At 75.1% G+C, this 22,217-nt stretch carries 23 protein-coding genes; 11 read left to right on the top strand and 12 right to left on the bottom strand.

Annotated elements, in window-relative coordinates; genetic code table 11:
- Nucleotides 1-82: 82 nt before the first annotated feature.
- The 6 genes from FJK98_RS08640 (at nucleotide 83) to FJK98_RS08615 (ending at nucleotide 5,700) form a co-directional block, all read left to right on the top strand.
- Entirely contained in the window at nucleotides 83-1,048 is a 966-nt protein-coding gene (locus tag FJK98_RS08640; protein ID WP_145918555.1) for a hypothetical protein, read from the top strand.
- A 28-nt stretch (nucleotides 1,049-1,076) separates the two neighbouring features.
- A complete protein-coding gene (locus FJK98_RS08635; protein WP_145918554.1) occupies nucleotides 1,077-1,934 on the top strand; it encodes a spermidine synthase in 858 nt (285 codons plus the stop codon).
- Between the two features lie 82 nt (nucleotides 1,935-2,016).
- Nucleotides 2,017-2,721, top strand: a complete 705-nt coding sequence (locus FJK98_RS08630) for a sigma-70 family RNA polymerase sigma factor (RefSeq protein WP_145918553.1) — start codon at nucleotides 2,017-2,019, stop codon at nucleotides 2,719-2,721.
- Nucleotides 2,718-3,500, top strand: coding sequence for an anti-sigma factor (locus FJK98_RS08625; protein ID WP_145918552.1), 783 nt, complete (start codon nucleotides 2,718-2,720; stop codon nucleotides 3,498-3,500). The genes FJK98_RS08630 and FJK98_RS08625 overlap by 4 nt, the downstream gene beginning before the upstream one ends.
- A 207-nt stretch (nucleotides 3,501-3,707) precedes the next feature.
- Nucleotides 3,708-4,376, top strand: a complete 669-nt coding sequence (locus tag FJK98_RS08620) for a hypothetical protein (protein ID WP_145918551.1) — start codon at nucleotides 3,708-3,710, stop codon at nucleotides 4,374-4,376.
- Between the two features lie 403 nt (nucleotides 4,377-4,779).
- Nucleotides 4,780-5,700, top strand: coding sequence for a DNA-3-methyladenine glycosylase (locus FJK98_RS08615; RefSeq protein ID WP_145918550.1), 921 nt, complete (start codon nucleotides 4,780-4,782; stop codon nucleotides 5,698-5,700).
- A gap of 90 nt (nucleotides 5,701-5,790) precedes the next feature.
- On the opposite strand, the gene FJK98_RS08610 is transcribed toward FJK98_RS08615, so the two are convergent.
- The 3 genes from FJK98_RS08610 to FJK98_RS08600 all read right to left on the bottom strand — a co-directional run bounded on the left by FJK98_RS08610 (nucleotide 5,791) and on the right by FJK98_RS08600 (nucleotide 7,213).
- A complete protein-coding gene (locus FJK98_RS08610) occupies nucleotides 5,791-6,288 on the bottom strand; it encodes a DUF1990 family protein (RefSeq protein WP_240762697.1) in 498 nt (165 codons plus the stop codon).
- A 105-nt stretch (nucleotides 6,289-6,393) separates the two neighbouring features.
- On the bottom strand, nucleotides 6,394-6,816 hold the full coding sequence (locus FJK98_RS08605; protein ID WP_145918548.1) for an SRPBCC family protein: 423 nt from the start codon (nucleotides 6,814-6,816) through the stop codon (nucleotides 6,394-6,396).
- Nucleotides 6,817-7,003: 187 nt separating this feature from the next.
- Nucleotides 7,004-7,213, bottom strand: a complete 210-nt coding sequence (locus tag FJK98_RS08600; RefSeq protein ID WP_145918547.1) for a hypothetical protein — start codon at nucleotides 7,211-7,213, stop codon at nucleotides 7,004-7,006.
- A 135-nt stretch (nucleotides 7,214-7,348) separates the two neighbouring features.
- On the opposite strand from FJK98_RS08600, the gene FJK98_RS08595 reads away from it, so the two are divergent.
- Together FJK98_RS08595 and FJK98_RS08590 are read left to right on the top strand one after the other, a co-directional pair.
- Nucleotides 7,349-8,464: an ATP-dependent DNA ligase gene (locus FJK98_RS08595; RefSeq protein WP_145922643.1), complete on the top strand. Its 1,116-nt coding sequence runs from the start codon at nucleotides 7,349-7,351 to the stop codon at nucleotides 8,462-8,464.
- Nucleotides 8,465-8,496: 32 nt separating this feature from the next.
- Nucleotides 8,497-10,077, top strand: coding sequence for an alpha/beta hydrolase (locus FJK98_RS08590; protein WP_145918546.1), 1,581 nt, complete (start codon nucleotides 8,497-8,499; stop codon nucleotides 10,075-10,077).
- Nucleotides 10,078-10,106: 29 nt separating this feature from the next.
- On the opposite strand, the gene FJK98_RS34630 is transcribed toward FJK98_RS08590, so the two are convergent.
- Nucleotides 10,107-10,604 carry a potassium channel family protein gene (locus FJK98_RS34630; protein WP_145918545.1) on the bottom strand — a complete coding sequence of 166 codons (498 nt, stop codon included), beginning with the start codon at nucleotides 10,602-10,604 and terminating at the stop codon, nucleotides 10,107-10,109.
- A gap of 74 nt (nucleotides 10,605-10,678) precedes the next feature.
- Between FJK98_RS34630 and FJK98_RS08580 the strand changes: the two genes are divergently transcribed.
- Nucleotides 10,679-11,131, top strand: a complete 453-nt coding sequence (locus tag FJK98_RS08580) for a GNAT family N-acetyltransferase (protein WP_145918544.1) — start codon at nucleotides 10,679-10,681, stop codon at nucleotides 11,129-11,131.
- Between the two features lie 5 nt (nucleotides 11,132-11,136).
- Here FJK98_RS08580 and FJK98_RS08575 read toward each other — a convergent pair whose 3' ends face one another.
- From FJK98_RS08575 to FJK98_RS33530, 4 genes are read right to left on the bottom strand one after another with little or no spacing between them, the layout of a single operon-like run.
- Nucleotides 11,137-11,853 carry an ABC transporter ATP-binding protein gene (locus tag FJK98_RS08575; RefSeq protein ID WP_145918543.1) on the bottom strand — a complete coding sequence of 239 codons (717 nt, stop codon included), beginning with the start codon at nucleotides 11,851-11,853 and terminating at the stop codon, nucleotides 11,137-11,139.
- The gene (locus tag FJK98_RS08570; RefSeq protein WP_145918542.1) at nucleotides 11,850-12,848 is read right to left on the bottom strand and encodes an ABC transporter ATP-binding protein; all 999 of its coding nucleotides are present in this window, start codon (nucleotides 12,846-12,848) and stop codon (nucleotides 11,850-11,852) included. The genes FJK98_RS08575 and FJK98_RS08570 overlap by 4 nt, the downstream gene beginning before the upstream one ends.
- Before the next feature lies 1 nt (nucleotide 12,849).
- Nucleotides 12,850-15,540 (bottom strand): FtsX-like permease family protein, encoded by a 2,691-nt coding sequence (locus FJK98_RS08565; protein ID WP_145918541.1) that lies wholly within the window; start codon nucleotides 15,538-15,540, stop codon nucleotides 12,850-12,852.
- Between the two features lie 43 nt (nucleotides 15,541-15,583).
- A complete protein-coding gene (locus tag FJK98_RS33530; RefSeq protein ID WP_145918540.1) occupies nucleotides 15,584-18,769 on the bottom strand; it encodes an FtsX-like permease family protein in 3,186 nt (1,061 codons plus the stop codon).
- 80 nt (nucleotides 18,770-18,849) lie between these two features.
- On the opposite strand from FJK98_RS33530, the gene FJK98_RS08555 reads away from it, so the two are divergent.
- A complete protein-coding gene (locus FJK98_RS08555; protein WP_145918539.1) occupies nucleotides 18,850-19,203 on the top strand; it encodes a hypothetical protein in 354 nt (117 codons plus the stop codon).
- A gap of 170 nt (nucleotides 19,204-19,373) precedes the next feature.
- On the opposite strand, the gene FJK98_RS08550 is transcribed toward FJK98_RS08555, so the two are convergent.
- Nucleotides 19,374-19,961, bottom strand: a complete 588-nt coding sequence (locus FJK98_RS08550; RefSeq protein WP_145918538.1) for a GNAT family N-acetyltransferase — start codon at nucleotides 19,959-19,961, stop codon at nucleotides 19,374-19,376.
- A 14-nt stretch (nucleotides 19,962-19,975) separates the two neighbouring features.
- Nucleotides 19,976-20,164, bottom strand: a complete 189-nt coding sequence (locus FJK98_RS08545; protein ID WP_145918537.1) for a hypothetical protein — start codon at nucleotides 20,162-20,164, stop codon at nucleotides 19,976-19,978.
- A gap of 154 nt (nucleotides 20,165-20,318) precedes the next feature.
- Here FJK98_RS08545 and FJK98_RS08540 point away from each other — a divergent pair, with 154 nt between their 5' ends.
- Entirely contained in the window at nucleotides 20,319-20,648 is a 330-nt protein-coding gene (locus tag FJK98_RS08540; protein ID WP_370517019.1) for a hypothetical protein, read from the top strand.
- On the opposite strand, the gene FJK98_RS33110 is transcribed toward FJK98_RS08540, so the two are convergent.
- Both FJK98_RS33110 and ligD read right to left on the bottom strand, forming a co-directional pair.
- A complete protein-coding gene (locus tag FJK98_RS33110; protein ID WP_158224222.1) occupies nucleotides 20,641-20,796 on the bottom strand; it encodes a hypothetical protein in 156 nt (51 codons plus the stop codon). The genes FJK98_RS08540 and FJK98_RS33110 overlap by 8 nt on opposite strands.
- 343 nt (nucleotides 20,797-21,139) lie before the next feature.
- The gene (gene ligD, locus FJK98_RS08535) at nucleotides 21,140-22,180 is read right to left on the bottom strand and encodes a non-homologous end-joining DNA ligase (RefSeq protein ID WP_145918536.1); all 1,041 of its coding nucleotides are present in this window, start codon (nucleotides 22,178-22,180) and stop codon (nucleotides 21,140-21,142) included.
- Between the last annotated feature and the right edge of the window lie 37 nt (nucleotides 22,181-22,217).

Here is a 22,217-nt window from a genome sequence, read left to right as displayed (position 1 = left end):
GACCGGTGAGCGCGAGGAGCGCAGCGCAGCGGAGCCCCGCAGCCGCGAACGAACGGGACCGGCCGGTGAGTGGGGCGGTGACGTGACCGGGCCACAGTTGTTCGTGGACGCCTGGGACCCGTCCTACGGGGCGTCGTTCGAGGCGACCCCGGGCGGGCCGGTCGCGCCGAGCAGCACCCAGGTCGACACCGACGTGGAACTGCCGGCGGTGGACTGGCGGGCGATCGGCCCCCGGTCCGGGGTGACCGCGCCGGACGTGGTGCTGCTCGTCGACGGGGTACGCCGGATCGACGCCAGCGTGTGGACGGCCGAGGAGGACGGTGCGTCGTACCCGGGGATCGCCGCCTCGTACGCGGCCGGGGTGGTCCGTTGCGACCTGGAGCGCGGCGCGGCGGAGCTGGCCGGGGCACGGGTGGGGCGGGGGCTGTTCACGGCGAGCCCGTCGGCGCAGGAGGTGACCTGCGGGCAGGTGCGTTACCCGGTGCACCGGGTGGGCGGCACCGGTGAGCTGAGCAAGCTGCCGGCGGCGGTGCAGGCCCCGCTGACCGCGTTGGAGGTGGCCGTGTCCGACTCGGCCCGCACCGACGGGGACCTGCTGGTGGTGGACGGTCCGCTGCGGGCCCGCCGGCAGTTGCCGCGCACCCTGGGCTACATCAAGACACAGCACAGCCAGTATCTCGACGCCCGGCTCACCGCCGTGGTCACCGGGCTGGGTTCCGGCCAGCGGTCCCCGGTGTTCCGGCTGGGCACCGCCTGGGGCGGCTGGTCGTGGTACCTGCGGCTGCCGGTGGCGGTGGGTGCGCCCTGGGCCGGGATCGTCCGGTTGGAGTGCTCGCCGGACCTCGAACCGCAGGACGCGGTCGCGCTGGCGGACCTGTCGCTGGTCACCCTGCCCCGGTTCGCGTCCTCGCCGTACAAGGACCCGCGCGCGCCGCAGAACCTGGTGCCGATCGCCGGGTTGGAGCGGCGGCTGCGCGGGATGCTGGGCGACGCGCGGCTGCTGCACCGGGCGTTGACCATGGCCAGCCGCACCGGCGGGACGCGCTGATGGCCAGCCGCAGCGGCGGGACCCGCTGATGGGCCGCCGTCGGGGTGACGACCGGATCGTGGCGGACGTGGCCACCGGCCGGGCGGAGCTGGTGCCGGACCCGGACCGGCCGCGCTCGTGGACGCTGCTGCTCGACGACGCGCCGCAGTCGCATGTGGACCTGGCCGACCCGACCCACCTGGAGTTCGAGTACGTCCGGCGGCTCGGCGCGGCGCTGGACCTGATCGCCGCGCCGGGCGCCCCGCTGCGGGTGCTGCACCTGGGCGGTGGCGCGCTGACCCTGCCCCGGTACGTCCAGGCGACCCGCCCCGGGTCGACGCAGCGGGTGGCCGAGGTGGACGGCGCGCTGGTGGAGCTGGTCCGGCGGGAGCTGCCCTGGCCGGCCGACCCGAGGCTGAAGGTACGCGTCGCCGACGCCCGCGCCACCCTGGAGTCCAGCCGCGACGCGTCGTACGACGTGGTGGTCGCCGACGTCTTCGCCGGTGCGCGCACCCCGGCCCACCTGACCAGCGCCGAGTACGCCGCACAGGTGGCCCGGGTGCTCGCGCCGGCCGGCTGGTACCTGGCCAACCTGGCCGACGGTCCGCCGTTGCGGCACACCCGTGCCCAGGTGGCCACGGTCCGCCCGGTGCTGCCCCGGGCCGCCCTGGTCGGTGACGCGGCCGTGCTGCGCGGGCGGCGGCACGGCAACCTGGTGCTGGTGGCCGGGCGGGTCGAGCCGCCGGTGCCGGAGCTGACCCGGCGCGCGGCCGGGGACTGGTTCCCGGGCCGGGTGCTGGCCGGCGTCGAGCTGGACCGGTTCGTCGCCGGTGCCGCCGTGGTCACCGACGCGGACGCCACCGACTCGCTGCCGCCGCCGCCCGGAATTTTTTCGGTCCGCCGTTGATCCGCTGGGAAGAGCGGTCCGTATCAACGGTCGGCGCCCTCCCCGTGGGCCCGCTGATGTCGGTGGACAGCAGGAGGTCTGGATGAGTGCGGTCGCGGCCGGCTTGCACGGTGAACTGGCCAGGCCAGGGTGGATGTTCGCCCGGGCCCAACCGCAGTCGCGGGCGTCGAGGTCCGGCCGGGGGGGCGACGCCGGTCCCACCGATCGCCAGAATGGCCCGGTGACCCCGCGATCGGCGCCCGGGCGGCACCAGGCCCCGGCGACGACGCCCGAGGCGAGCCACTCCGACCAGCTGGTCCGGCTGCTCTACGCCGAGCACGCCGGCCCGCTGCTGATGTTCGTGATGCGGTTGACCGGCGGTGACCGGCAACGCGCCGAGGACATCGTGCAGGAGACGCTGCTGCGGGCCTGGCGCAACGCGCACCGGCTGGGCGTACAGGGGCAGGGTTCGCTGCGGCCCTGGCTGGTCACGGTGGCCCGGCGGATCGCCATCGACGAGCACCGCAGCGAGCAGGCCCGCCCGCCCGAGACGTACGACCGGGATCTGACGGCGTTCGCCGAGGCGGACAGCACCGACCGGGTGCTGCGCACCATGACGGTGGCGGACGCGCTGCGTACGCTGAGTCAGTCGCACCGGGAGATCCTGGTGGCGACGTACTTCCGCGGGCGGACGGTGCCGGAGGCGGCCGAGGAGCTGGGCCTGCCGCTGGGCACCGCCAAGTCGCGGGTCTACTACGCGCTGCGCGCGCTGCGCACGGCCCTACAGGAGAGGGGGGTGACGGAATGAGCCGGGCAGACCACATGGATGTCGCCGCGTACGCGCTCGGCGTCCTGGACGTGCAGGACACCGAACGGTTCGAGGAACACCTCGCCACCTGCTGGGCCTGCGCCGCCGAGTTGGAGACGATGGTCCCGGTGGTGGGGCTGCTCTCCGACATCGACGGCGAGACGATGATGGCGATGGAGCAGACCGCGACGGATCCGCGGCTGCTGGACCGTACCCTGTCGGCGGTCCGGACCCACCGGCGCAAGGCGCGGTTCCGGCAGGTGCTCACGATGGCCGCCGCGGTGGTGGCGGTCGGCGCGCTCAGCGGCATCGGGGTCGCCACCTTCGGCGGTACGGTCGGCGGCGACGGTCCGGTGGTCGCCGAGCCGAGCCGGTCCACCCCGGTGGACGGGCCGGCGAGCCCGCAGCCGACCCGGTCGGGGCCGGCGGTGGGTGGCACCGAGATCGAGGGTGACCAGTTCGACGCCACCGACGGCAGCACCGGTGTGAAGACCACGATGTGGCTGGACAGCAAGGAGTACGGCACCTGGATCGGGTTCAACCTGACCCGGTTGCCCGGCCCGCGCACCTGCCGGCTGGTGGTGGTCCGCAAGAACGACACGACCGAGGTGGTCTCCACCTGGGCGGTGCCGGGGACGGGGTACGGCACCACGGCCAACCCGCAGGATCTCCAGTTGGAGGCGTCCACCTCGGCGCCGCGCGGTGAGATCGCGAAGTTGCAGGTGCAGTCGGTGGACGCCAACGGCGTGGCGAGCCCGCTGGTGACCGTCGTGCCCTGAGACACCTTCCGTCGGAAACGGCGTCGGCCCGCTGCGGGCCGACGCCGTTTCGGCGTTCCGGGCGCAGGGGTGCCTCTGCTCGCGCACACGTACGGCCGGCCGGAACGGTTCAACGACGTCGATGTGAAATGGCCCACTGTCGATCGTTCAACCTTGACAGTGGACGCTCCGTACTACTCGGTGAACTGCCAAGAATGAGGAGGGCACGTGGCAAAGATCAAGCGGACGACCGTCATCGTCGCGAGCGCGGTGGTCGCACTTACGGCCTGCGCTCCCGCGGGCTACGACGGAGCGAACTCCAGCGCCGCCGAGCCGGTCGCCGTCGCCGCGGCCGAGCCCACTGCGGCGGTCGAGCCGGATTCCTCGGCCTCCCCCGGTCCGTCCGGCGCCCCCGCCGCCGACCAGGCGCCGCCCCCGGCCAACGTCCAACTGACCGACGAACTCGTCGGCAAGAAGATCGCCCGGATGGGCAGGGTCGTGGTGGACCAGGAGGGCTTCATCCTCTACCGCTTCGACAAGGACTCCGACGACCCGCCGTCGTCGAACTGCGTCGACAAGTGCGCCCAGGTCTGGCCGCCCGCGCTGACCGACGGCAACCCGCAGTTGCAGGGCGTCTCCGACGACAAGGTCGGCACCGTCACCCGCCAGGACGGCACCCGCCAGATCACCATCGGCGGCTGGCCGGTCTACCGCTACATCGGCGACAAGAAGCCGGGCCAGTGGAAGGGCCAGGGCGTCGGTGGCACCTGGTTCGTGGTCGACCCGAACGGCAAGAAGAACCTGACCTGCCTGCCGACCGGCACCCCGAAGGCGGTCGCCCCGCCGGCGGCCGGCGACTCGGGCGGGTCGAGCAGCGGCGGGGACTACACCTACTGATCCTGCGCCAGCCGGGACCCGGTGGCCGGTCGCAGCCGGGGAGGGCGCGACCGGCCACCGTCACGGATCAGGACCGTCGACGTACCGGCAGCGTCGCACGGTCCGGGCTGCGACGCCGGCCCCATGGTCGGGCCGGCGTCGCGGTACCGACACCGCCGGAACCTCCCCCACCGACCCCCGGAACGGACGAGGGCGGTGGACGCGCCACACGCCAGCGGGCGCGCGCCACCGAAGGTCCCCCCAACCCCGCACCCACGGCCGCTCGGGCGGCCGGTCCGCTCCGGGATGGAGACACCGCCGACGCGCAGGGCGTCGGCGGTGTCGTCCATTTCCGCCCCGGTCAGCCTCCCCGGCGGTACGGGGCCGGGCGGTCCGTCCCCCGGGACCATGGCACAGTGGCGGGGTGACCTGGGACGAGCCGGCGGCACGCCGGGTGCTGCGACCGCCGGCCGACTACCGGCTCACCGCGTCGGTCCGGGCCCTCACCTTCAGCCCGTACGACCCGTGTGCGCGGATCGTCGCCGGCACCCTCTGGTGGGCCACCCGCACCCCGGCCGGTCCGGCCACCCTGACCCTGCGCCCCGAGGGGGGCGAGCTGCTGGCCGAGGGGCACGGGCCGGGCGCCGGGTGGGTGGTCGACCGCGCCGACGCCGTCGCCGGCCTGCGCGACGACCTGACCGGGTTCGCCGAGCTGGCCGCCGCCCACCCGCTGGTGGCCGAGCTGGCCGCCCGGCACCGGGGGCTGCGGATGCCCGCCACCGGGCAGGTCTTCCCCCGGGTGCTGCGCGCCGTCTTCGAACAGAAGGTCACCGGCACCGAGGCCTACCGGGCGTACGCGGCGACCGTACGGCACTTCGCCGAGCCCGCGCCCGGACCGTTCCAGCCGCTGCTGCTGCCGCCCGACGCGGCGAGGGTGGCGGCGGCCCCGTACTGGGTGTTCCACCCGTTCGGCGTGGAGCAGCGCCGGGCCGAGACGCTGCGCCGGGCCGCCGCCCTGGCCGACCGGCTGGAACGCTGCGTCGACAGCGCCGAGGCGACCCGGCGGCTCACCGCGGTCCCCGGCATCGGCCCGTGGACCGCCGCCGAGGTGGTCCGGGTCGCCTACGGCGATCCGGACGCGGTCAGCGTCGGCGACTACCACGTGCCGAACACGGTGGCCTGGGCGCTGGCCGGTGAGGCGCGCGGTGACGACGCCCGGATGCTCGACCTGCTCGCCCCGTTCCGGGGGCACCGGGGGCGGGTCTGCCTGCTGCTGGCCGCCGCCGGCATCCAGGCGCCCCGGTTCGGCCCCCGGATGCCGATCCGCTCCTTCGCCCGCTTCTGACCCGCCCGGGGTGGGGCGGTGGGGCGATGTCGCCGACATAGCGGTATCGGAGCGGGTGGATACCGCTACATCGGCGACATCGAGGGGTGACTACCGGGTGAGGCGGCGCAGGGTGTGGGCCAGCCAGCGGGCGTACCCGTGCTGGACGGCGCGACCGGCGGGCCCGGCGGCGGTCATGAACCAGCGGTCCGGCCGGCTGAACGCGGTGACCGCGAAGCTGACCGTGCCGTCGTCGTCGCGGCGGACCAGGAACGCCTCTTCCCCGCGTTCCGGATGGCCGGGCAGGGTGCCGTAGCCGAAGCCGGCCTCCCGGTCGCCGTCGACCACCCACACCACCTCGCACGGCCCCCACACCCGCAGCGGGCCCACCCCGAGACCCGGGGTGACCCGTACGCCGGGCGCGGCCCGCACCGCGTCGGTGCGCATCCGCACCCCGGCCGCCCGGTGCAGCCGCCAGCCGAGCACCGCCTCGGCGGCGGCCGGGAAGCTGCCGGTCGGCAGCGCGAACCGGTGCCGCAGGTGGTGGTAGCCCGCCGGCAGCGGCCCGCTCCGGGTCGCTCCCACCTCGGGGTACGTCAACTCGGACACCGCGCCTCCCAGGGTCGCTCCCAGCCTAGGGCCGATGCCGTCGACCGGCGACCCGACCGGCGGTGGTGACCGGCCGGTGCCGTTCCGCCGGGGCTCAGCCGGGACTCAGCCGGCTTCGCAGCGCCGCCGGAGCCCCTCGGCCTCCAGCCGCAGGTAGCGACGCACCAACCGGCCGCCCAGCCACCCGGTGGGCCCGGCGAGCGGACCGGTGAGTTCCAGGGCCAGCTCCACCCGGACCCGGCCGTCGGGCAGCGGGACGATCCGGTGCTCGCCCCGGCTGCGTACCCCCGGGGTGGTCGATTCCCAGACGAAGCAGCGGGGCGGGTCGATCTCGGTGACCCGCCAGGACGTCGGGCGGAGCCGGGGCTGCTCCAGCCGGGCGGTGGACCCGAGCACCAGCGGCCCGGCCTCGCCCCGGCGGGCGGTCCGGACCGAGGCGGTCCACTCCGGCCAGCGTTCGATGTCGGTCTGCACCGCCCAGACCGTGTCGATGTCCGCGTCGATCTCGGTCGTCGTCTCGAACCGCATGCCGCCTCCGTGGCTCCGCCGGCCGCACCCGCGTGCCGCCCGGCCTCAGACGAGGGTGCCGGAGCAGACGTGACCGGGCCACCCTCCGGTCACCCTCCCGACGGTACGCGGAACACCACTGCGGGCGCGGGGAGCAGCCGGACACGAAGGGGCCGGACCGGGGCGGGGCTCGGCCGGGGCGCGGGGGTCAGCCGGCTTCGCGCAGGTCGGCCAGGTCGAGCGGGGTGTGCCGGTGGAGCAGGTCGGTCAGCTCGGCGACGCTGCCCACCTCGCCGAGCACGTTCTTGCCGCCGCCGAAGCGGTCCGGGTAGCGGTGCACCAGCCGGTAGCGGTGCCGGCCCCGGACCAGCTCGACGGTGACCCGCCAGCGCCCACAGCAACCACACCGCCACTCCACCCGGCGAGGCTAGCTCTGAGCGGGGCGGACGCGATCCGTATCCGCAGGGACGGACGGTGCGGGCGGGGACACGCCGGACCGGCACCGACGGTGATCTGCCTCACCACTGTCGGTGGTGTCTGGTTGACTGTCGCCGTGGACCTGCCGATCAACCCCCCGGTCGAGCCGATGCTGGCCAAGAGCGTGGCCCGCCTGCCCACCGATCCCGGCCTGACCTACGAGCCCAAGTGGGACGGCTTCCGCTGCATCGTCTTCCGCGACGGTGACGAGGTCGAGCTGGCCAGCCGGGGCGGCAAGTCGATGACCCGCTATTTTCCCGAGGTGGTGGCGCAGGTCAGGGCGCAGCTTCCCACCCGGTGCGCGGTCGACGGCGAGCTGATCGTGATCCGGCGCGACGGTCCGGGCGGGCAGCCCCGGCTCGACTTCGAGCAGCTCGCCCAGCGGATCCATCCGGCCGCCTCCCGGGTCGCCCTGCTCGCCGAGACGACCCCGGCCGACTTCGTCGCCTTCGACCTGCTCGCCCTCGACGACGAGCTGCTGGTCGACCAGCCCTACCCGGCCCGGCGGGAGCGCCTGGTGCGGGCGCTGGCCGGGGTCCGGCCGCCGGTGCACGTCACCCAGGTCACCACCGACCCGGAGACCGCCCGGCGCTGGTTCGAGGTGTTCGAGGGCGCCGGGCTGGACGGGTTGATCGTCAAGCCGGCCGACCTGCCCTACCAGCCGGGCAAGCGGCTGATGGCCAAGGTCAAGCACGCGCGGACCGCCGACGTGGTGGTGGCCGGGTTCCGCTGGCACAAGTCGGGTCCGGTGGTCGGCTCGCTGCTGCTCGGCCTCTACGACGACGCCGGGGTGCTGCACCACGTCGGGGTGAGCGCCTCGTTCACCATGGCCCGCCGGCAGGAGCTGCTCGACGAGCTGGCCCCCTACCGGGAGGGCGACGCCGAGCACCCGTGGGTGCACGGCGACCACGAGCGCGGCCAGCGCATCCCCGGCGGGGTCAGCCGGTGGACGGGCGGCAAGAACCTCGACTGGGTGCCGTTGCGGCCCGAGCTGGTGATGGAGGTCGGCTACGACGCGATGGAGGGCGACCGGTTCCGGCACACCGCCCGGTTCGTCCGCTGGCGGCCCGACCGCGATCCCCGGTCCTGCCGGTACGACCAGCTCGACCGTCCGGTGCGCTTCGACGTCGACCAGGTGCTCCGGGGTGATCCGGCGGCGACCGTGCCGCCGGCCGTCGACACCCCGGCGTAGCCTGACTGCTACCCGATCATGGAGGTTCGCCGGTGACCAGCACCGCCCGCCGCAACCGCCGGTTCCGGCTCGCCCTGGCCGGGTTCGTCGCGGGCGCGCTGCTCGTCACCGGGTGCACCCTGCCGGCGTTCGCCCCGCGTACCGAGGACTCGTCGGCGGCGGAAGCCGGCACCGCACCCACCTGGCGGCCCTGTCCCGAGGTCGCCCAGGATCTGGTCGGCCGGGGCGCTCCGGGCATGCGGTACGAGTGCGCCCGGATCACCGTGCCGCGCAACTGGGGCACCGGCACGGGGGCGACCGCCGGGCCGGGCAGCGGCGAGACCTTCGAGATCGCGTTGCTGCGGGTCCGCTCCACCAAGCAGCGGGACCGGATCGGTTCCCTGGTGATCAACCCGGGCGGGCCGGGCGGGTCCGGCGTGGACACCGCCGTCTACCTGTCGTTCGGGCCGTCGTTCGGGGGCCTGCCCACGGCGGTCACCGACCGGTTCGACATCGTCGGTTTCGACCCGCGCGGGGTGTCCCGGTCCAGCCCGGTGAAGTGCATCTCCGACGCCGACCTCGACGCCAGCTTCGGCTACGACCCCGATCCGCGCAGCCAGCAGTCCTTCGACGGCTACCAGGCGCTCAACCGGCGGATCGGGCGGGGCTGCGGCGACCGGTACGGCGACCAGCTCCCGCTCTACGGCACCGAGCAGGCCGCCCGGGACATGGACGCGGTCCGGGCCGCCGTCGGCGACGACAAGCTCACCTACCTCGGCTACTCCTACGGCACCCTGCTCGGCGCGACCTACGCGCAGCTCTACCCGCAGCGGGTCCGGGCGCTGGTGCTCGACGGCGCGGTCGACCCCCGGCAGCAGTTGGTGGCCGGTTCGGAGAGCCAGGCCCGGGGCTTCGAGCGGGCGTTCGACAACTTCGACAGGTGGTGCGCGGCGAACGCCGGCCGTTGCCCGGTCGCCCCGGACGCCCGGGGCGCGGTGACCTCGGCGATCGACAAGGCGAAGGTCTCCCCGGTACGCGGTGCCGACGGGCGGGAGGCCACCTCCGGGTGGGTCTTCTACGCGGTGATCTCCTCGCTCTACACGGAGTCGGGCTGGGAGGAACTGGCCCGCGCGATCGACCGCCTCGACGAGGGCGACCCGACCGACGTGTTCAAGCTCGCCGACTCGTACGCCGGGCGGGGCGAGGACGGGCACTACTCCAACCTCTTCGACGCCAACCTGGCGGTCAACTGCGCCGACGAGACCGAGAAGCCCGGCGTCGACCAGATCCGCCAGTTGCAGTCCGAGTGGCGGCAGAAGTATCCGCTGTTCGGGCCGGCCCTGGCGGTGGGCATGTTCGGTTGTGTCGAGTGGCCGGGCGGGCGGGACCCGTACCCCACCGGCCGGGCCGACGGCGCGCCGCCGATCGTGGTGGTGGGCACCACCGGTGACCCGGCCACCCCGTACGAGCAGACCGCCCGGCTGGCCGACATGCTGGGGGTCGGGCGGGTGCTCACCTGGGAGGGCGAGGGGCACACCGCCTACCCGCAGACCTCCTGCATCACCGAGGCGGTGGACGCCTACCTGATCTCGCTCACCGTTCCCCGGGAGGGGCTGCGCTGCCCCGCCCGCTGACCGGCGACGGCCAGACAGCGGGCGGCGGGTCAGCGGCGGTTGCGGCGTCCGCGTAGCCGTTGCCGGACGAGGGTGGCGTGGTCCGGTGGGGCCGGCGGCGGGGGCAGTTCCGGCAGCGCGATGCCCTGCCGGGCGGCCAACTCCTCCAGCAGGGCCCGCATCCGCCGCACGTCGTTCTTCAACTCCTCCTGCTCGACGTGCTCGAACGCGTCGTCGTCGACGATGAGCCGGCTGGCGAAGTGCGCGGTGATCAGCGGGATGACCAGCAGCACCATCGTAGAGATCAGCAACGCGGCGAGGGCCCGGCCGGCCCAGGTGGTCGGCGAGATGTCGCCGTACCCGACGGTGGAGGCGGTGACCACCGCCCACCAGACGGCGTCGGCAGCGCTGCGCTGCTCCACCTGGCCGTAGATCACCCCGGCCACCACGATCATCAGCAGGTACGACGTGATCAGCGTCCGGGGCGAGTTGGCGAACCAGACCAGACCCCGGTAGATCCACCGGAACGGCAGCAGCAACGGCTCCATGTCGCATCATGCTGCACCCCGTCCGCCACCTCCGCCCGTCGATCGACCAGGGTCGCTGTGACAGGCTGCCCGGCGTGACCGAGGTGACCCTGCGCGAGGCGGTCCGCGCCGACCTGCCCGCCATCCTGGCCCTGCTCGCCGACGACGTGCTCGGCCGGGCCCGCGAGCACCCCACGGTGGACGAGGCGTACGAGCGGGCCTTCGCCGACATCACCGCCGACCCACGCAACCAGCAGGTGGTGGCCGAACGCGACGGGGAGGTGGTCGGTTGCTTCCAGCTCACCTACATTCCCGGGCTGGGCCGGCACGGCGCGGAACGGGCGCTGGTCGAGGCGGTGCGGGTCCGCGCCGACCTGCGCGGGCAGGGGGTGGGCGAGGCGATGATGGCCTGGGCGATCGACCGGGCCCGCGAGCGGGGCTGCGGGCTGGTGCAGCTCACCACCGACAAGTCCCGCACCGACGCGCACCGGTTCTACCGACGCCTCGGCTTCGTCGCCAGCCACGAGGGCATGAAGCTCCCCCTCTGACGGGGTCAGTCGTCGGCCAGGCGGCCGTCGCGCAGGGTCAGCGTCCGGTCGGCCACCTCGATCAACGCCGGGTCGTGGGTGGCGACCAGCGCGGTCATCCCCCGGGCGTGCACCACCGCGCGGAGCAGATCCATGATCGCCCGGCCGGTCTCGGAGTCGAGCTGACCGGTCGGCTCGTCGGCGATCAGCAGGTCGGGTTCGTTGGCCAGGGCGCGGGCCATCGCGACCCGCTGCTGCTGCCCGCCGGACAGCTCGTACGGGCGCTGTCGGGCGTGCGCGCCCAGACCCACCAGTTCCAGCAGCACCGCCACCCGCTCCTCGCGCTCGGCCGCCGGGACCCGGGCCAGCCGCAACGGCACCCCGACGTTCTCCGCCGCCGACAGGATCGGCACCAGCCCGAAGGTCTGGAACACGAAGCCGACGGTCCCCCGGCGCAGCCGCAGCAGCTCGTTCTCACCGGCGTCGGTGACGTCGTGCCCGGCCACCCGCACCCGGCCGGCATCCGGGCGGTCCAGCCCGCCGACCAGGTTGAGCAGGGTGGTCTTGCCGGCGCCGGAACGCCCCCGCACCGCCACCAGTTCGCCCCGGGCGGCGGTGAAGGAGACCTCCCGGACGGCGTGCACGGCGTGCCGTCCCCGGCCGAACGTGCGGCTCACCTGCTCGACCCGCACCACCTCGTCGGTGACCGGGTCGGTGGCCCGGACGGAAACCTGCTCGCTCATGCGTCACTCCCGTTCTGTTGCGGCGTCCGGTCGCCGGGGCGGACCTGCACGTGGTCCGGGGCGAGGTCGAGGCGGACCCGGTCGCGCAGGGCCAGGGCCTCCACGAACGGCGCCGGTAGCTGCATCCGCCCGGTCCGGTCCAGCACCGCGTACTCCTCGCTGACCAGTTCGGTGCTGCCGTCGACGCCGATGCGCGCGGTGCGGCGTACCTCGGAGGCGGTCCGGCCGTCGCGGATCGCGACGGTGCGGCGGACCTGGTCGGCGACGGCGTGGTCGTGGGTGACCACCACCACGGTCACCCCCAGTTCGGCGTTGATGGTGCGCAGCGCCGCGAAGACCTCCGCGCCGGTCGCCTCGTCCAGCTCGCCGGTCGGCTCGTCGGCGAAGAGCACCTCCGGGTCGTTGGCGACCGCCACCGCCACCGCGCAGCGCTGCTGCTCGCCGCCGCTGAGCTGACCGGGCCGCCGGTCCGCGCAGTAACCCACCCCGACCAGGTCCAGCAGTTCCCCGGCGCGCTGCCGGCGGGCCCGGCCGCCACCGCCGCGCCGGGCCAGCCGCATCGGCAGTTCCACGTTCTCCCGCGCGGTCAGGTACGGCAGCAGGTTCCGGCCGGTCTGCTGCCAGACGAACCCGACGGTGCGTCGCCGGTAGGCCAGCCGGCGACGGGCGGACAGCGACAGCAGGTCGTACTCGGCGACCCGGGCGATGCCGGCGGTCGGGGTGTCCAGCCCGGAGAGGATGTTGAGCAGGGTCGACTTGCCCGAGCCGGAGGCCCCGACGATCGCCACCAGCTCGCCCCGGTCGATCACCAGGTCGAGCCCCTGGAGGGCGACCACCTCGACCCCCTCGGTCTTGAAGATCCGGACCAGCCCGTCGCAGACGATGTGCCCGCGCAGCCGGTCCTGCCCGCCGGCCCGTTCGGCCGCCCGCTGCGCCGCCCGGCGTTGCAGGTCCGCCAGGTCGGGGACGACGGGGTTCTCGGCGGTCGTGGTCATCTCAGCTCTCCTCTCCGAGTCGGAGCACCTCGCCGAGGCGCATCCGACGGTTGTTTAGGGCCTCCACCGCCAGGGCGAAGCCCAGCGCGACCGCGCCGAGCCCGACCGTGGCGGCGACCGGACCGGGGGCGAAACCCACCCGTACCGGGGTGCCGCTGGTGAACGCGGCGAGGCCGAGCAGCGGGGTGAGCAGCACCGGCAGCAGCACCCCCACCAGCGCGCCGGTCAGCACCGACACCCCGACCAGCGGGGCCAGCTCCACCAGCAGCAGCCCCCGCCACTGCCGGCGGGACAGCCCGAGGGTGCGCAGCCGGGACAGCACCTCGCCCCGGGCGCGGGCCCCGGCCAGCACGGTGAACGCCACCGCGAGCAGCGCCAACACACCACCGGCGACCGCACCGGCGGTGAACCCGAACGCCAGCAGCCCGTTGGCGCCCCCGCCGCCCAGCCGCAGCCGGGTCTGTGACCAGGTCTCCACCGCCACGCCCCGGGGCCGTTCCCGGCCGGTGACCGCGCCGCCGGTCTGGTAGCGCTGCTGACCCTCGTCCCCGGCCTGACGCAGCGCCCCGGCGTCGAGCCGGTCGCCGGCCACCAGGAATGCGGTGGGCACCGGCGGGCTGTCCCGCCGGGGCAGCGCCTGCCAGGGCAGCACCACGTACCGGCCGGTGTTCGGCCGGGCCAGCGGGAAGTCGGCGACGGTGTCGGCGGGGGTGAACTCGTACCGCTGGCCCTGCACGGTGACGAAGGCGGACCGCAGGCCGGCGTCGGCGAGGTCGGCGGCGACCGCCGGGGAGACGACCGCCGGCAGCGGGCCGTCGCCCGGCCGGGCGTCGCGCAGCGGGCCGGGCACCGGGACGTCCCGGCCGGCGGCCCGCGCCGTGCGGGCCAGCCCGGGGCCGTCGACCAGCAGCACGCTGGTGTCGCGCAGCCGGGCGTCGGTGCCGGCGGCGTCGGTCGCCAGGCGTTGCGCCGACTCGTCGACCAGTCCGGTGGCGGCCCGCACCCCGGGCAGCCGGTGCAGCGCCGGTCCGGTGTCCGGGGCGAGCCGGTCGCCCCGGATCAGCGCGTCCGCCGGCACCGCGCGGGTGGCGACGTCGTCGCGGGTGTCCTCGATGCCGGTGGCGACCACCGCGCAGAACGCGGCGGTGGCGACCGCGAGCACCACCACGACCAGCGGGGTGGCCGCCGCCGCCCGGCCGGCGCGGGCCGTGCCCAGGAAGGCGACACTTCCCCGGGTACGCGCGGCGAGCCGGCCGGCCAGCCGCACCGGCCACGGGTACAGCCGCAGCGCCAGCACCGACGCGGCGACCGCGACCAGCGCCGGCACCGACACCAGCAGCGGGTCCACCGTGCCGGGGGTGAGGCCGCGCCGCCGCAGCAGCACCACCGCCAGCCCGGCCAGCAGCACCAGCGCCGCCTCGGTGGTGGCCCGCCGGGCGGACGGCCGCAGCCGGCCCAGGTCCCGTCGCCCGACCACCCCGGACGGTACGGCGAGCGTCGCCACCGGCAGCGCCAGGGTGACCAGGACGGTCGCACCGACGGCGAGCGGCCCGGTGCCGCCGGGCGCGCCGGGCAGCAGGCCACCGAGCAGCCAGCCGAGCCCGGCGGCGGGCGGGACGACCAGCAGCGACTCGGCGAGGCTGCGGCGCAGGCCGGTGGTGGTCCCGCCGCCCCGCGCGCGGATCAGCACGAACTCGGCGCGGCGGCGGCGTACGGCCAGCGCGGCGGCCAGCACGACCAGCCCGGCCAGCGTCGCCAGCACCCCGGCGGCGATGACGGCGAGCAGGGTACGCGCCGAGGTGACCGCCCGGCTGAACTCGCGCAGCGGCACGTCGACGCCCTGGGTCAACTCGGTGTCGGTGGCGGTGCTGGCGCGGACCAGCCGTTGCACCCCGTCGACGAGCTGGTCGATCCGCCGTACGTCGATGCCGTCCGCGCCGAGCCGGTAGCGCCAGCTGAACGAGATCGGCCGCCCCTGCCCGGCCAGCCGGTCCAGCGCGGCGACGGCGACCGCTCCGACCAGGATGAACGGTTCACCGTCGCCCTCCGGCTCGCCGACCTCCAGCACCGACGGCAGGGCGTCCCAGCTTCCGTCGGCGGGGTCGACGGGCCGGAACAGGCCGACCACGGTCAGCGGGGTGGACGGGTGTTGCGGGTCGGGGGCGGCGAGTCGGAGCCGGCTGCCGACCCGCAGCCCGAACCGGCCGGCGACGTCGGCGGCGAGGGCGACCTGCACCGGGGCGTCGTCGTCGGCCGACCCGGCCGGCCAGCGTCCCTGCACCAGGGTGCCGGTCGTCTCGATGCCGGGGGTGGCCCGCAGGCCCAGCTCCACCAGGTAGTTGCCCCGGGCCAGGTCGGGGCCGGTGACCAGGTCGCCGGGGGTCTGCGCGGCGTACCAGCGGTGCGCCACGGCGGCACGCACGTCGGCGGGCATCCGCTGCTGGAACGTGTCGAGGTCGGCGGCCCGGCTGCTGGCCGGGGGCGCGCCGACGACGGGACGGGTGGTGTAGGTCAGGTCGCGGCGTGCGCCGGGCTCGGCGGCGAGCTGTTCCCGCAGTCCCTGGTCGGCCAACCGGTTGACCACCCTCGGTACCCCGGCCACCAGCAGGGCGATCACCAGGGTCAACGCGGCCAGCAGCAGGAACTGCCCGCTGTGGGCGCGTACCCGCCGGATCACGACGCCGATGTTCATCGCTGGTCCTCCCCGTGGTGCAGCGGTCCGGTCGTCGTGGTCCTCACCGGTCTCCCCCGGTGTGCAGCCGGGCGGCGGCGACCCGTTGCCGCAACCCGGTGGCCATCGCCGCGCTGCCGGCCAGCGCGGCCAGCAGCAGCCCCGCCACGGTCCACCCGATCGGGGTCCAGGCCAGGGCGAACGCCGGTGCGGGCACGGGTCGCCCGGCGGCCGGGGTGAGGATCACCAGGGGTGCCATGGTGGCCCCGACCACCGCGCCGAGCAGCAGGCCGACGCCGACGCCGATCCCGGCCAGGAAGGTCTGTTCGGCGAGCAACGCGCGGGCCAGCAGCCGGGGGGACGCGCCGAGGGTGTGCAGCACCGAGAACTCGCCGATCCGGTGCCGGGCGGTGGCCCACACGTCGACCACCAGGCCGACGAGGGCGAGCAGCACCGAGCCGAGGGCGGCGGCCAGCAGCCCGGTCCGGGCCCCCTGCCAGTACGGGTCGTCGGCGGCCACGGCGGCGGCCTGCCGGCGGTCCAGCAGGGTCGTCCCGGGCAGCGCGGCGGCGGCCCGGGTCGCCTCGGCGTGGGCGGCGGGGTCGGTCCGCAGCCACCACTCGGGTACCGCCCGGACGGTGCCCGAGTTGCGGATCAGCCAGTCGGTGGCGGCGGGCAGGTCGAGCAGCACCCCGTCGCCGGCGGTGGCGGGCAGCGCGGTCACCTCCCCGACCAGGCGCACCGGCAGGGAGACCCCGGACAGGGTCAGCTGCACGGTCTCCCCGGGCCGGACGTTGAGCGCGGCCCGCACGGCCGGGGTCATCAGGGCGGGTACGGCGGTGTCCGGGCCGTCCGGCACCACCGCGAAGCGGGACGCGGGCTGGTAGGCGTACCGGCCGCCGTCGAGGAACCCGACGGGGTGGGTGGCGGTCAGTCCGGCGTCGTCGGCGGTGGCGGTGCTGTTCCCGGCGGACTCGGCGGCGGCCACCCGCCACCGGCCGGTGAGCGGGAGCGGGGTGGACCGGGCGTCCGGGCCGACGGTACGCAGGTCCCGCACCTGGAGCGCGTACGCGGTGCCGGCGACGTCCCCGCCGTCGGCCTCGAACCCGGCCAGCCGCAGTCCCGCGACGGCGGGCAGGTCGACCCGGAACCCGGTGGCCCGCCCGTCGCTGCCGGTGCCCGCCACGGGCAGCCGGTAGGCCAGCCCGTCGGCCCGGGTGAGCAGCACCGACACGGCGATCCGGTGCGGGGCGACGGCCTGGTCGACGGGGGTGAGCACGGTGCCGGTGAGGCTGCGGGCGTCGGCCGGCAGCGGCAGCCCGACGGCCGGTCCCCGGGCGGCGGTCAACTGCGCGAACAGGTCCCGCGCGGGCCGGTCGGCGAGCCGGTCGCTGAGCTTCGCCACCTCGGCGGCCTGTGCGGTGTCGAGGCCGAGCACGGTGGCCTGCCGGTCGTCCCGGCCGACCCGGATGTCGTCGCGCCAGGCCGGCAGCGCCCGGTCGACGCCGGGCAGCGCGGCGAGCGCGGCGGCCCGGTCGACGGGGGCGACGCCGGTGCGTTCGACCAGCCGCAGGTCCGCGCCGACGCGGTGGTCGGCCTGGTCGACCTGGGACCGTTCCCCGGTGGCGACGAGCGACCAGGCCAGCGTGCTGCCGCCGACGGCGAGGGCGAGCAGCAGCACCGGCCCGGCGTGGGGACGCCGGCCGGCCTGCCACATCCCGAAGATGGTCGCGGTCCACGGTCGCCTGTCGACGAACCGCTCGGCGAACCGGGTGGCCGGCGGGAGCAGCCGCAACGCCACCACCGCCCCGGCCAGCACCCCCAGCGTCGGCGCGGCCACCAGCAGCGGGTCGACGCCGAGGTCGTTGCCGGCCCCGGCCAGCGGCGAGGAGTAGCGGCGCAGCTGCACCCAGGCGAGGGCGGCGAACGCGACCAGGGCCAGGTCGAGGCCGGCCCGGCTGACGGTGGTGACCCGGTCGGGGCGGGACCGGGCGGCCAGGTCGGCCACGTAGGTGCCCGCGCCGCGCAGGGTGGGGGCGACCATCGCGACGAGACAGCCGAGGGCGGTGGCCAGGGCCGCCGCCCAGACCCACCGGCCGCCGCCGACGGCACCGCCGAGGTCGACCGGACCGTCGGCGGCGACCCGGCGCAGCGCCCCACCGGCGAGCAGCGGCCCGAGCAGGGCGGCGGGGACGACCACCAGGGTCGCCTCCCGGGCGGCCAGGCCGGCGAGTTGCCGGCGGGCCGCGCCCCGGGCCCGCAGCAGGGCGGTCTGGGCGCGCCGGTCCTCGTGCAGCAGGGCGGCGATGAGCACCAGCGCGTACCCGCCGAGGACGACGATCAGCAGCAGCGGGGTGGCCAGGGCCGAGCGGCCGGCCAGGTCGGCCCGACTGATCCGGTCGATGAGCCGGTCGAGGGTGGTCACCGCCTGGGCGGACGAGCCGAGTCCGGCCGTCTCGGGCACCCCGGTCGCGGCGGTGGCGACGGCCCGGCGCAGCGCGGGCAGCCGGTCCGCCCCGACGGCGGTCAGGTCGGGGGCGACCACCCAGGCGGCGGAGACCGAGCCGGGGAAGGTGGCCGCGAAGTCGGCCGGGTCGAGCACGAACGGCCCGTGCGCGGCGTCGCCGTCCGCGTCGGTGCCCAGTCCGGGGGCGAGCCGCCAGTACGGGTCGGCCGGGTCGCGGGGCCGCCAGGTGCCGGCGAGCACCACTTCGGTACGCCGGTCGGCGCTGCGGTCGCGCATCGGCACCCGGTCGCCGGTCCGCAGGCCCAGCGCGCCGGCGACCTTCTCAGGCAGGGTGGCCTGGAGCGGGCCGGCCCCGGCGGTCGGCCAGGTGCCGTCGACGAGGTCGGCGTGCCCGGCCAGGTCGTCCAGGGTGGCGAGGGTGGCGAAGACCGGTTCCTTTCCGGTACGGATGCCCGGGGCGAGGGTGCCGGTGAGTTCCCGTCCGGTGCCGTAGCGGGCGGCGGAGACCCGGATCGGGGTGCCCTTGAGGGCGGTGGCGAAGCCGTCCCGGACGGTCCGGTCGCGGGCGGCGTACTCGGTGCGGTCGCGGCCACCGGAGCCGCTGACCAGCAGGCTGCGTTCCTCGACGGGCGCGGCGGTGATCAGGGCCCGCTGCCCGGCGTCGACGGCCCGCCGGTTGTAGTCGGCCAGTCCGGTGACCAGCGCGATCGCGACCACTGCGGCGGCGACCGCCGCGAGCAGCAGTCCCCGCGCCTCGCGGGCCCGCCTCCACACCAGCTTCATCCGTTGCCTCCCCGGGGCCCGGGGTCGGGCCGACGGAGAGCAAGAGCGGTGACCCGGCGGGAAAGGTTCGCACCCGTTACATGATCGTTACCCTGGCCCGCCGGTTGGCCCTGCGGCGCGGATCTGGTGGGATCGGCGGCATGGAAACCGCGCTGATGCTGTCGACTCTCGCCCTCGTGCTGGCGCTGGTGATGCAGTTCCCGCTGCGCAGTCGCCGCGACGACGTGTCGTTCCGGCTGGTGGAGGTCGAGCGTCGCCAGCGGCTGATCATGGAGCACCTCGGCGTCGTGGACCGGGGCCCGGCGCTGCCCGGGGTGCGGGAGCACCTGGCCCGGGGCGACAAGATCAGGGCGATCAAGGCGTACCGGGAGGCGACCGGCGTGGACCTGCGCACCGCCAAGGAGGCCGTCGAGGCGATCGCCGCCGGCCGCTGACCCCAAGATCGACTCAAGTGGGCCGATGTTGCGCGGTCACAGCGGCTTACATACCGCAACATCAGCGACATTGAGTCGATCACGTCGGCGATCGCAGCGCGCGCCGGCCCGGCGTCGATCATGGGGTCGGCGTCCAGGCCCGACCGGGCAGTCTTGCGGCCCGACCAGGGTCAGCCCGGGACCGGCGTCCGCCGGGCCGGCCGGTACATGGAGCAGACCAGCGGGCCACCCTCGATCGTGGTCCGCGCCGTGACCGCGAAGCCGAGCCGTTCGTAGAGGCGGACGTTGCGCTCGTCGGACGTTTCCAGCGCGATGCCGTCCGGGTCGCCGGACTCCTCGACGAGGGTCACCCCCGCGGCGGCGACGGCGGAGCCGAGACCGACACCGCGCCGGTCCGGGTGGACGCCCAACGTCGCGAGTTCCCACGCGCCGGGCGGCCGCGCCGGCAACTCGGCGGCCATGAGCGCCGCCAGCCGGTCACCGTGCAGGTCCGCGATCCGCGCCTGGAGGTCCTCCCCCGGCGCGGGCGCTTCGCCCGGCAGGAACGCGGCGACGGCCTGAGTGTCGTCAGCGACGAGGACGAGGCCGTGCGCGAGGGCGTGCCCCAGGTAGAGGGCCTGTAGCTCTTCGAGTCGACGCGGGTAGTCGTCGGCCGGGATCGACCATCGCGTCCACGGGTAGTCGTGGAAGGCGACGGCGAGCGTACGCGCGGCGCGGGGCAGGTCTTGGGCGGTGGCCCGGCGGATCTGGCTGGTCATCGGCCCGAGCCTAGTCAGTCCGTGGTCAACTCCGGCCGGTGCTCGCGGATCCACGCCTCGACGTCGGACTTCCGCCACACCTTGCCCATCGCCAGCACCGCCACGGGTTCCGGGAAGTTCCGCTGGTTGGCGATCACGGACGCGCGCTGCCGGGAGACGTTCCCGAGCATCGTCCTGATCTCCGACACGCCGACGAGGTCCACGGGTTGACAATGACAGCACCCATCGTTCTCGACGCCGACAACTACGGAGACTATTGACGTAGACAACGGACAGGGTCACGATGATGGCGTGACCGAGTCGAACGTTTCGCCTGTTCATGATCGGCAGCGGCGGCCCGTGGGCGGGCATCCGCCGATGCGTCCGCTGTGGCGCTGCCGGACGTGTGCCGCACCGTGGCCGTGCCAACCTGCCCGCCTGCTCCTGACCAGGGAGTACCGGCGGGACCGGGTGGCGCTGTCGATCTACATGTCCAGCCAGTTGTTCGAGGCCACCGCCGACCTGGTGCGGCTCAATCCGCACCCGGCCCCGTCCCCGGCGGAACTGTTCGACCGTTTCCTCGCCTGGACGGCCCGGCCGGCCACCCGCGAGAACGCCTCCGCGCCGGGCGACGGGTGCCGGCCCGGGGACCTAACCCCGGAACCGCATGCGGATCCTCCGGCCGGCCGCCTGCCGGAAACTATCTGACGAGCAGGGTCAGCAGTCCGGTGAGGGCGACGAGGACCGCGGCCACCCCGGTGAGCACGGCCGGCAGGATCTTGAGGTATTCGAGGATCACGGAATGCCGGCCCGGCACCCCGCCGATCCGCTGCGTTCTTCTCGTCGTGGCCGCCATGGTGATTCCCCTGTCCGGTGCCCGCGTCCGGTCGGATGAATCGGAGCCGCTGACCGGCGAACCGGCTGTCGCCGCCGACCGGCAGCCGACCGGACACTCAGCATCGAGGGCATAAGCCCTGTTCACAGGAGTGCAGCCGACGTCCGCGCATCCTACCTTTCATATTCGACCGTAGGCGTGACGACCAGTCGAGCGCAATCATCAGTACCGGAAAGAGTGCGGAGGAAAGCCATTTTCACGCGTGGGAGTGGCATGCCGCGCAACTGATTTCGGATTACCGGCGGACACCCCGTACCCCCGACGCCGCCGGCATTCCGAATTCCGCCGGTGGCGTCGCCGGATTTCAGGCGGTGGCGTCGTCGGCCGGGCGCTTCGCCCGGCTCGGCTGCACCCGTTTCGGCTCGCCGGGCATCTTCGGATGGTCCGGTGGATAGGGCAGGTCACCCAGGCCCTGCCCGGCGTCCCGCTCGGCCCAGTCGAGCAGGGGCGTGATGTCGACGGGGTCGTCGTCGATGCCCGCGTGCGGGTCGCCCCGCTCGGCCAACCGGACCGGCACCGTCCGCAGGTCGAAATCGTCGGGATCGACGTCGGGCAACTCGTCCCAGGTGACCGGGGTGGAGACGGTGGCCCGCGCGTTGGCCCGCAGCGAGTACGCGCAGGCGATGGTGCGGTCCCGGGCCATCTGGTTGTAGTCGACGAAGACCCGCTGCCCGCGTTCCTCCTTCCACCAGGCGGTGGTGACCAGGTCGGGACGACGCCGTTCCAGCTCCCGGGCCAACGCGATGGTGGCCCGGCGCACCTCGGTGAACGTCCACCTCGGCGCGATGCGCAGGTAGACGTGCAGGCCCCGGCCGCCGGAGGTCTTCGGCCAGCCGGTCATGCCCAGCTCGGCGAGGATGCCCCGCAGCTCGGCGGCGGCCGTCGCCGCGTCGGCGAAGTCGGTGCCGGGCTGCGGATCGAGATCCACCCGCAGCTCGTCGGGGTGGTCGACGGCGGCGGCCCGGACCGGCCAGGGGTGGAACACCACCGTGCCCATCTGCGCGGCCCAGGCGACGTGGGCGAGGTCGGTGGGGCGCAACTCGTCGGCCCCCCGGCCGCTGGGGAAGGTGATGCCGACCGTCCGCACCCACGGCGGCACCCCCCGGGTGGGCACCCGCTTGGAGAAGAACGCCTCCCCCGTGATGCCGTCGGGGAAGCGTTGCAGGGTGGTCGGCCGGTCGGCCAGGGCGCGCATGATGCCGTCGCCCACCGCGACGTAGTAGTGGAAGACGTCGGCCTTGGTGAAGCCGCGCTCCGGGAAGATCACCCGGTCCGGGCTGCTCAGCCGGACGCTGCGCCCGGCCACCTCGACCTCGGTCGCCGTCGCCTTCCCGCTGCCCGCCATGGCGCGACCATATGCGATGCCCCCGACATCCGACGTA

The organism is Micromonospora sp. HM134 (assembly GCF_007833915.1).
Taxonomy (GTDB): domain Bacteria; phylum Actinomycetota; class Actinomycetes; order Mycobacteriales; family Micromonosporaceae; genus Micromonospora; species Micromonospora wenchangensis.
This window is presented reverse-complemented; position numbering and strand designations above follow the sequence as displayed.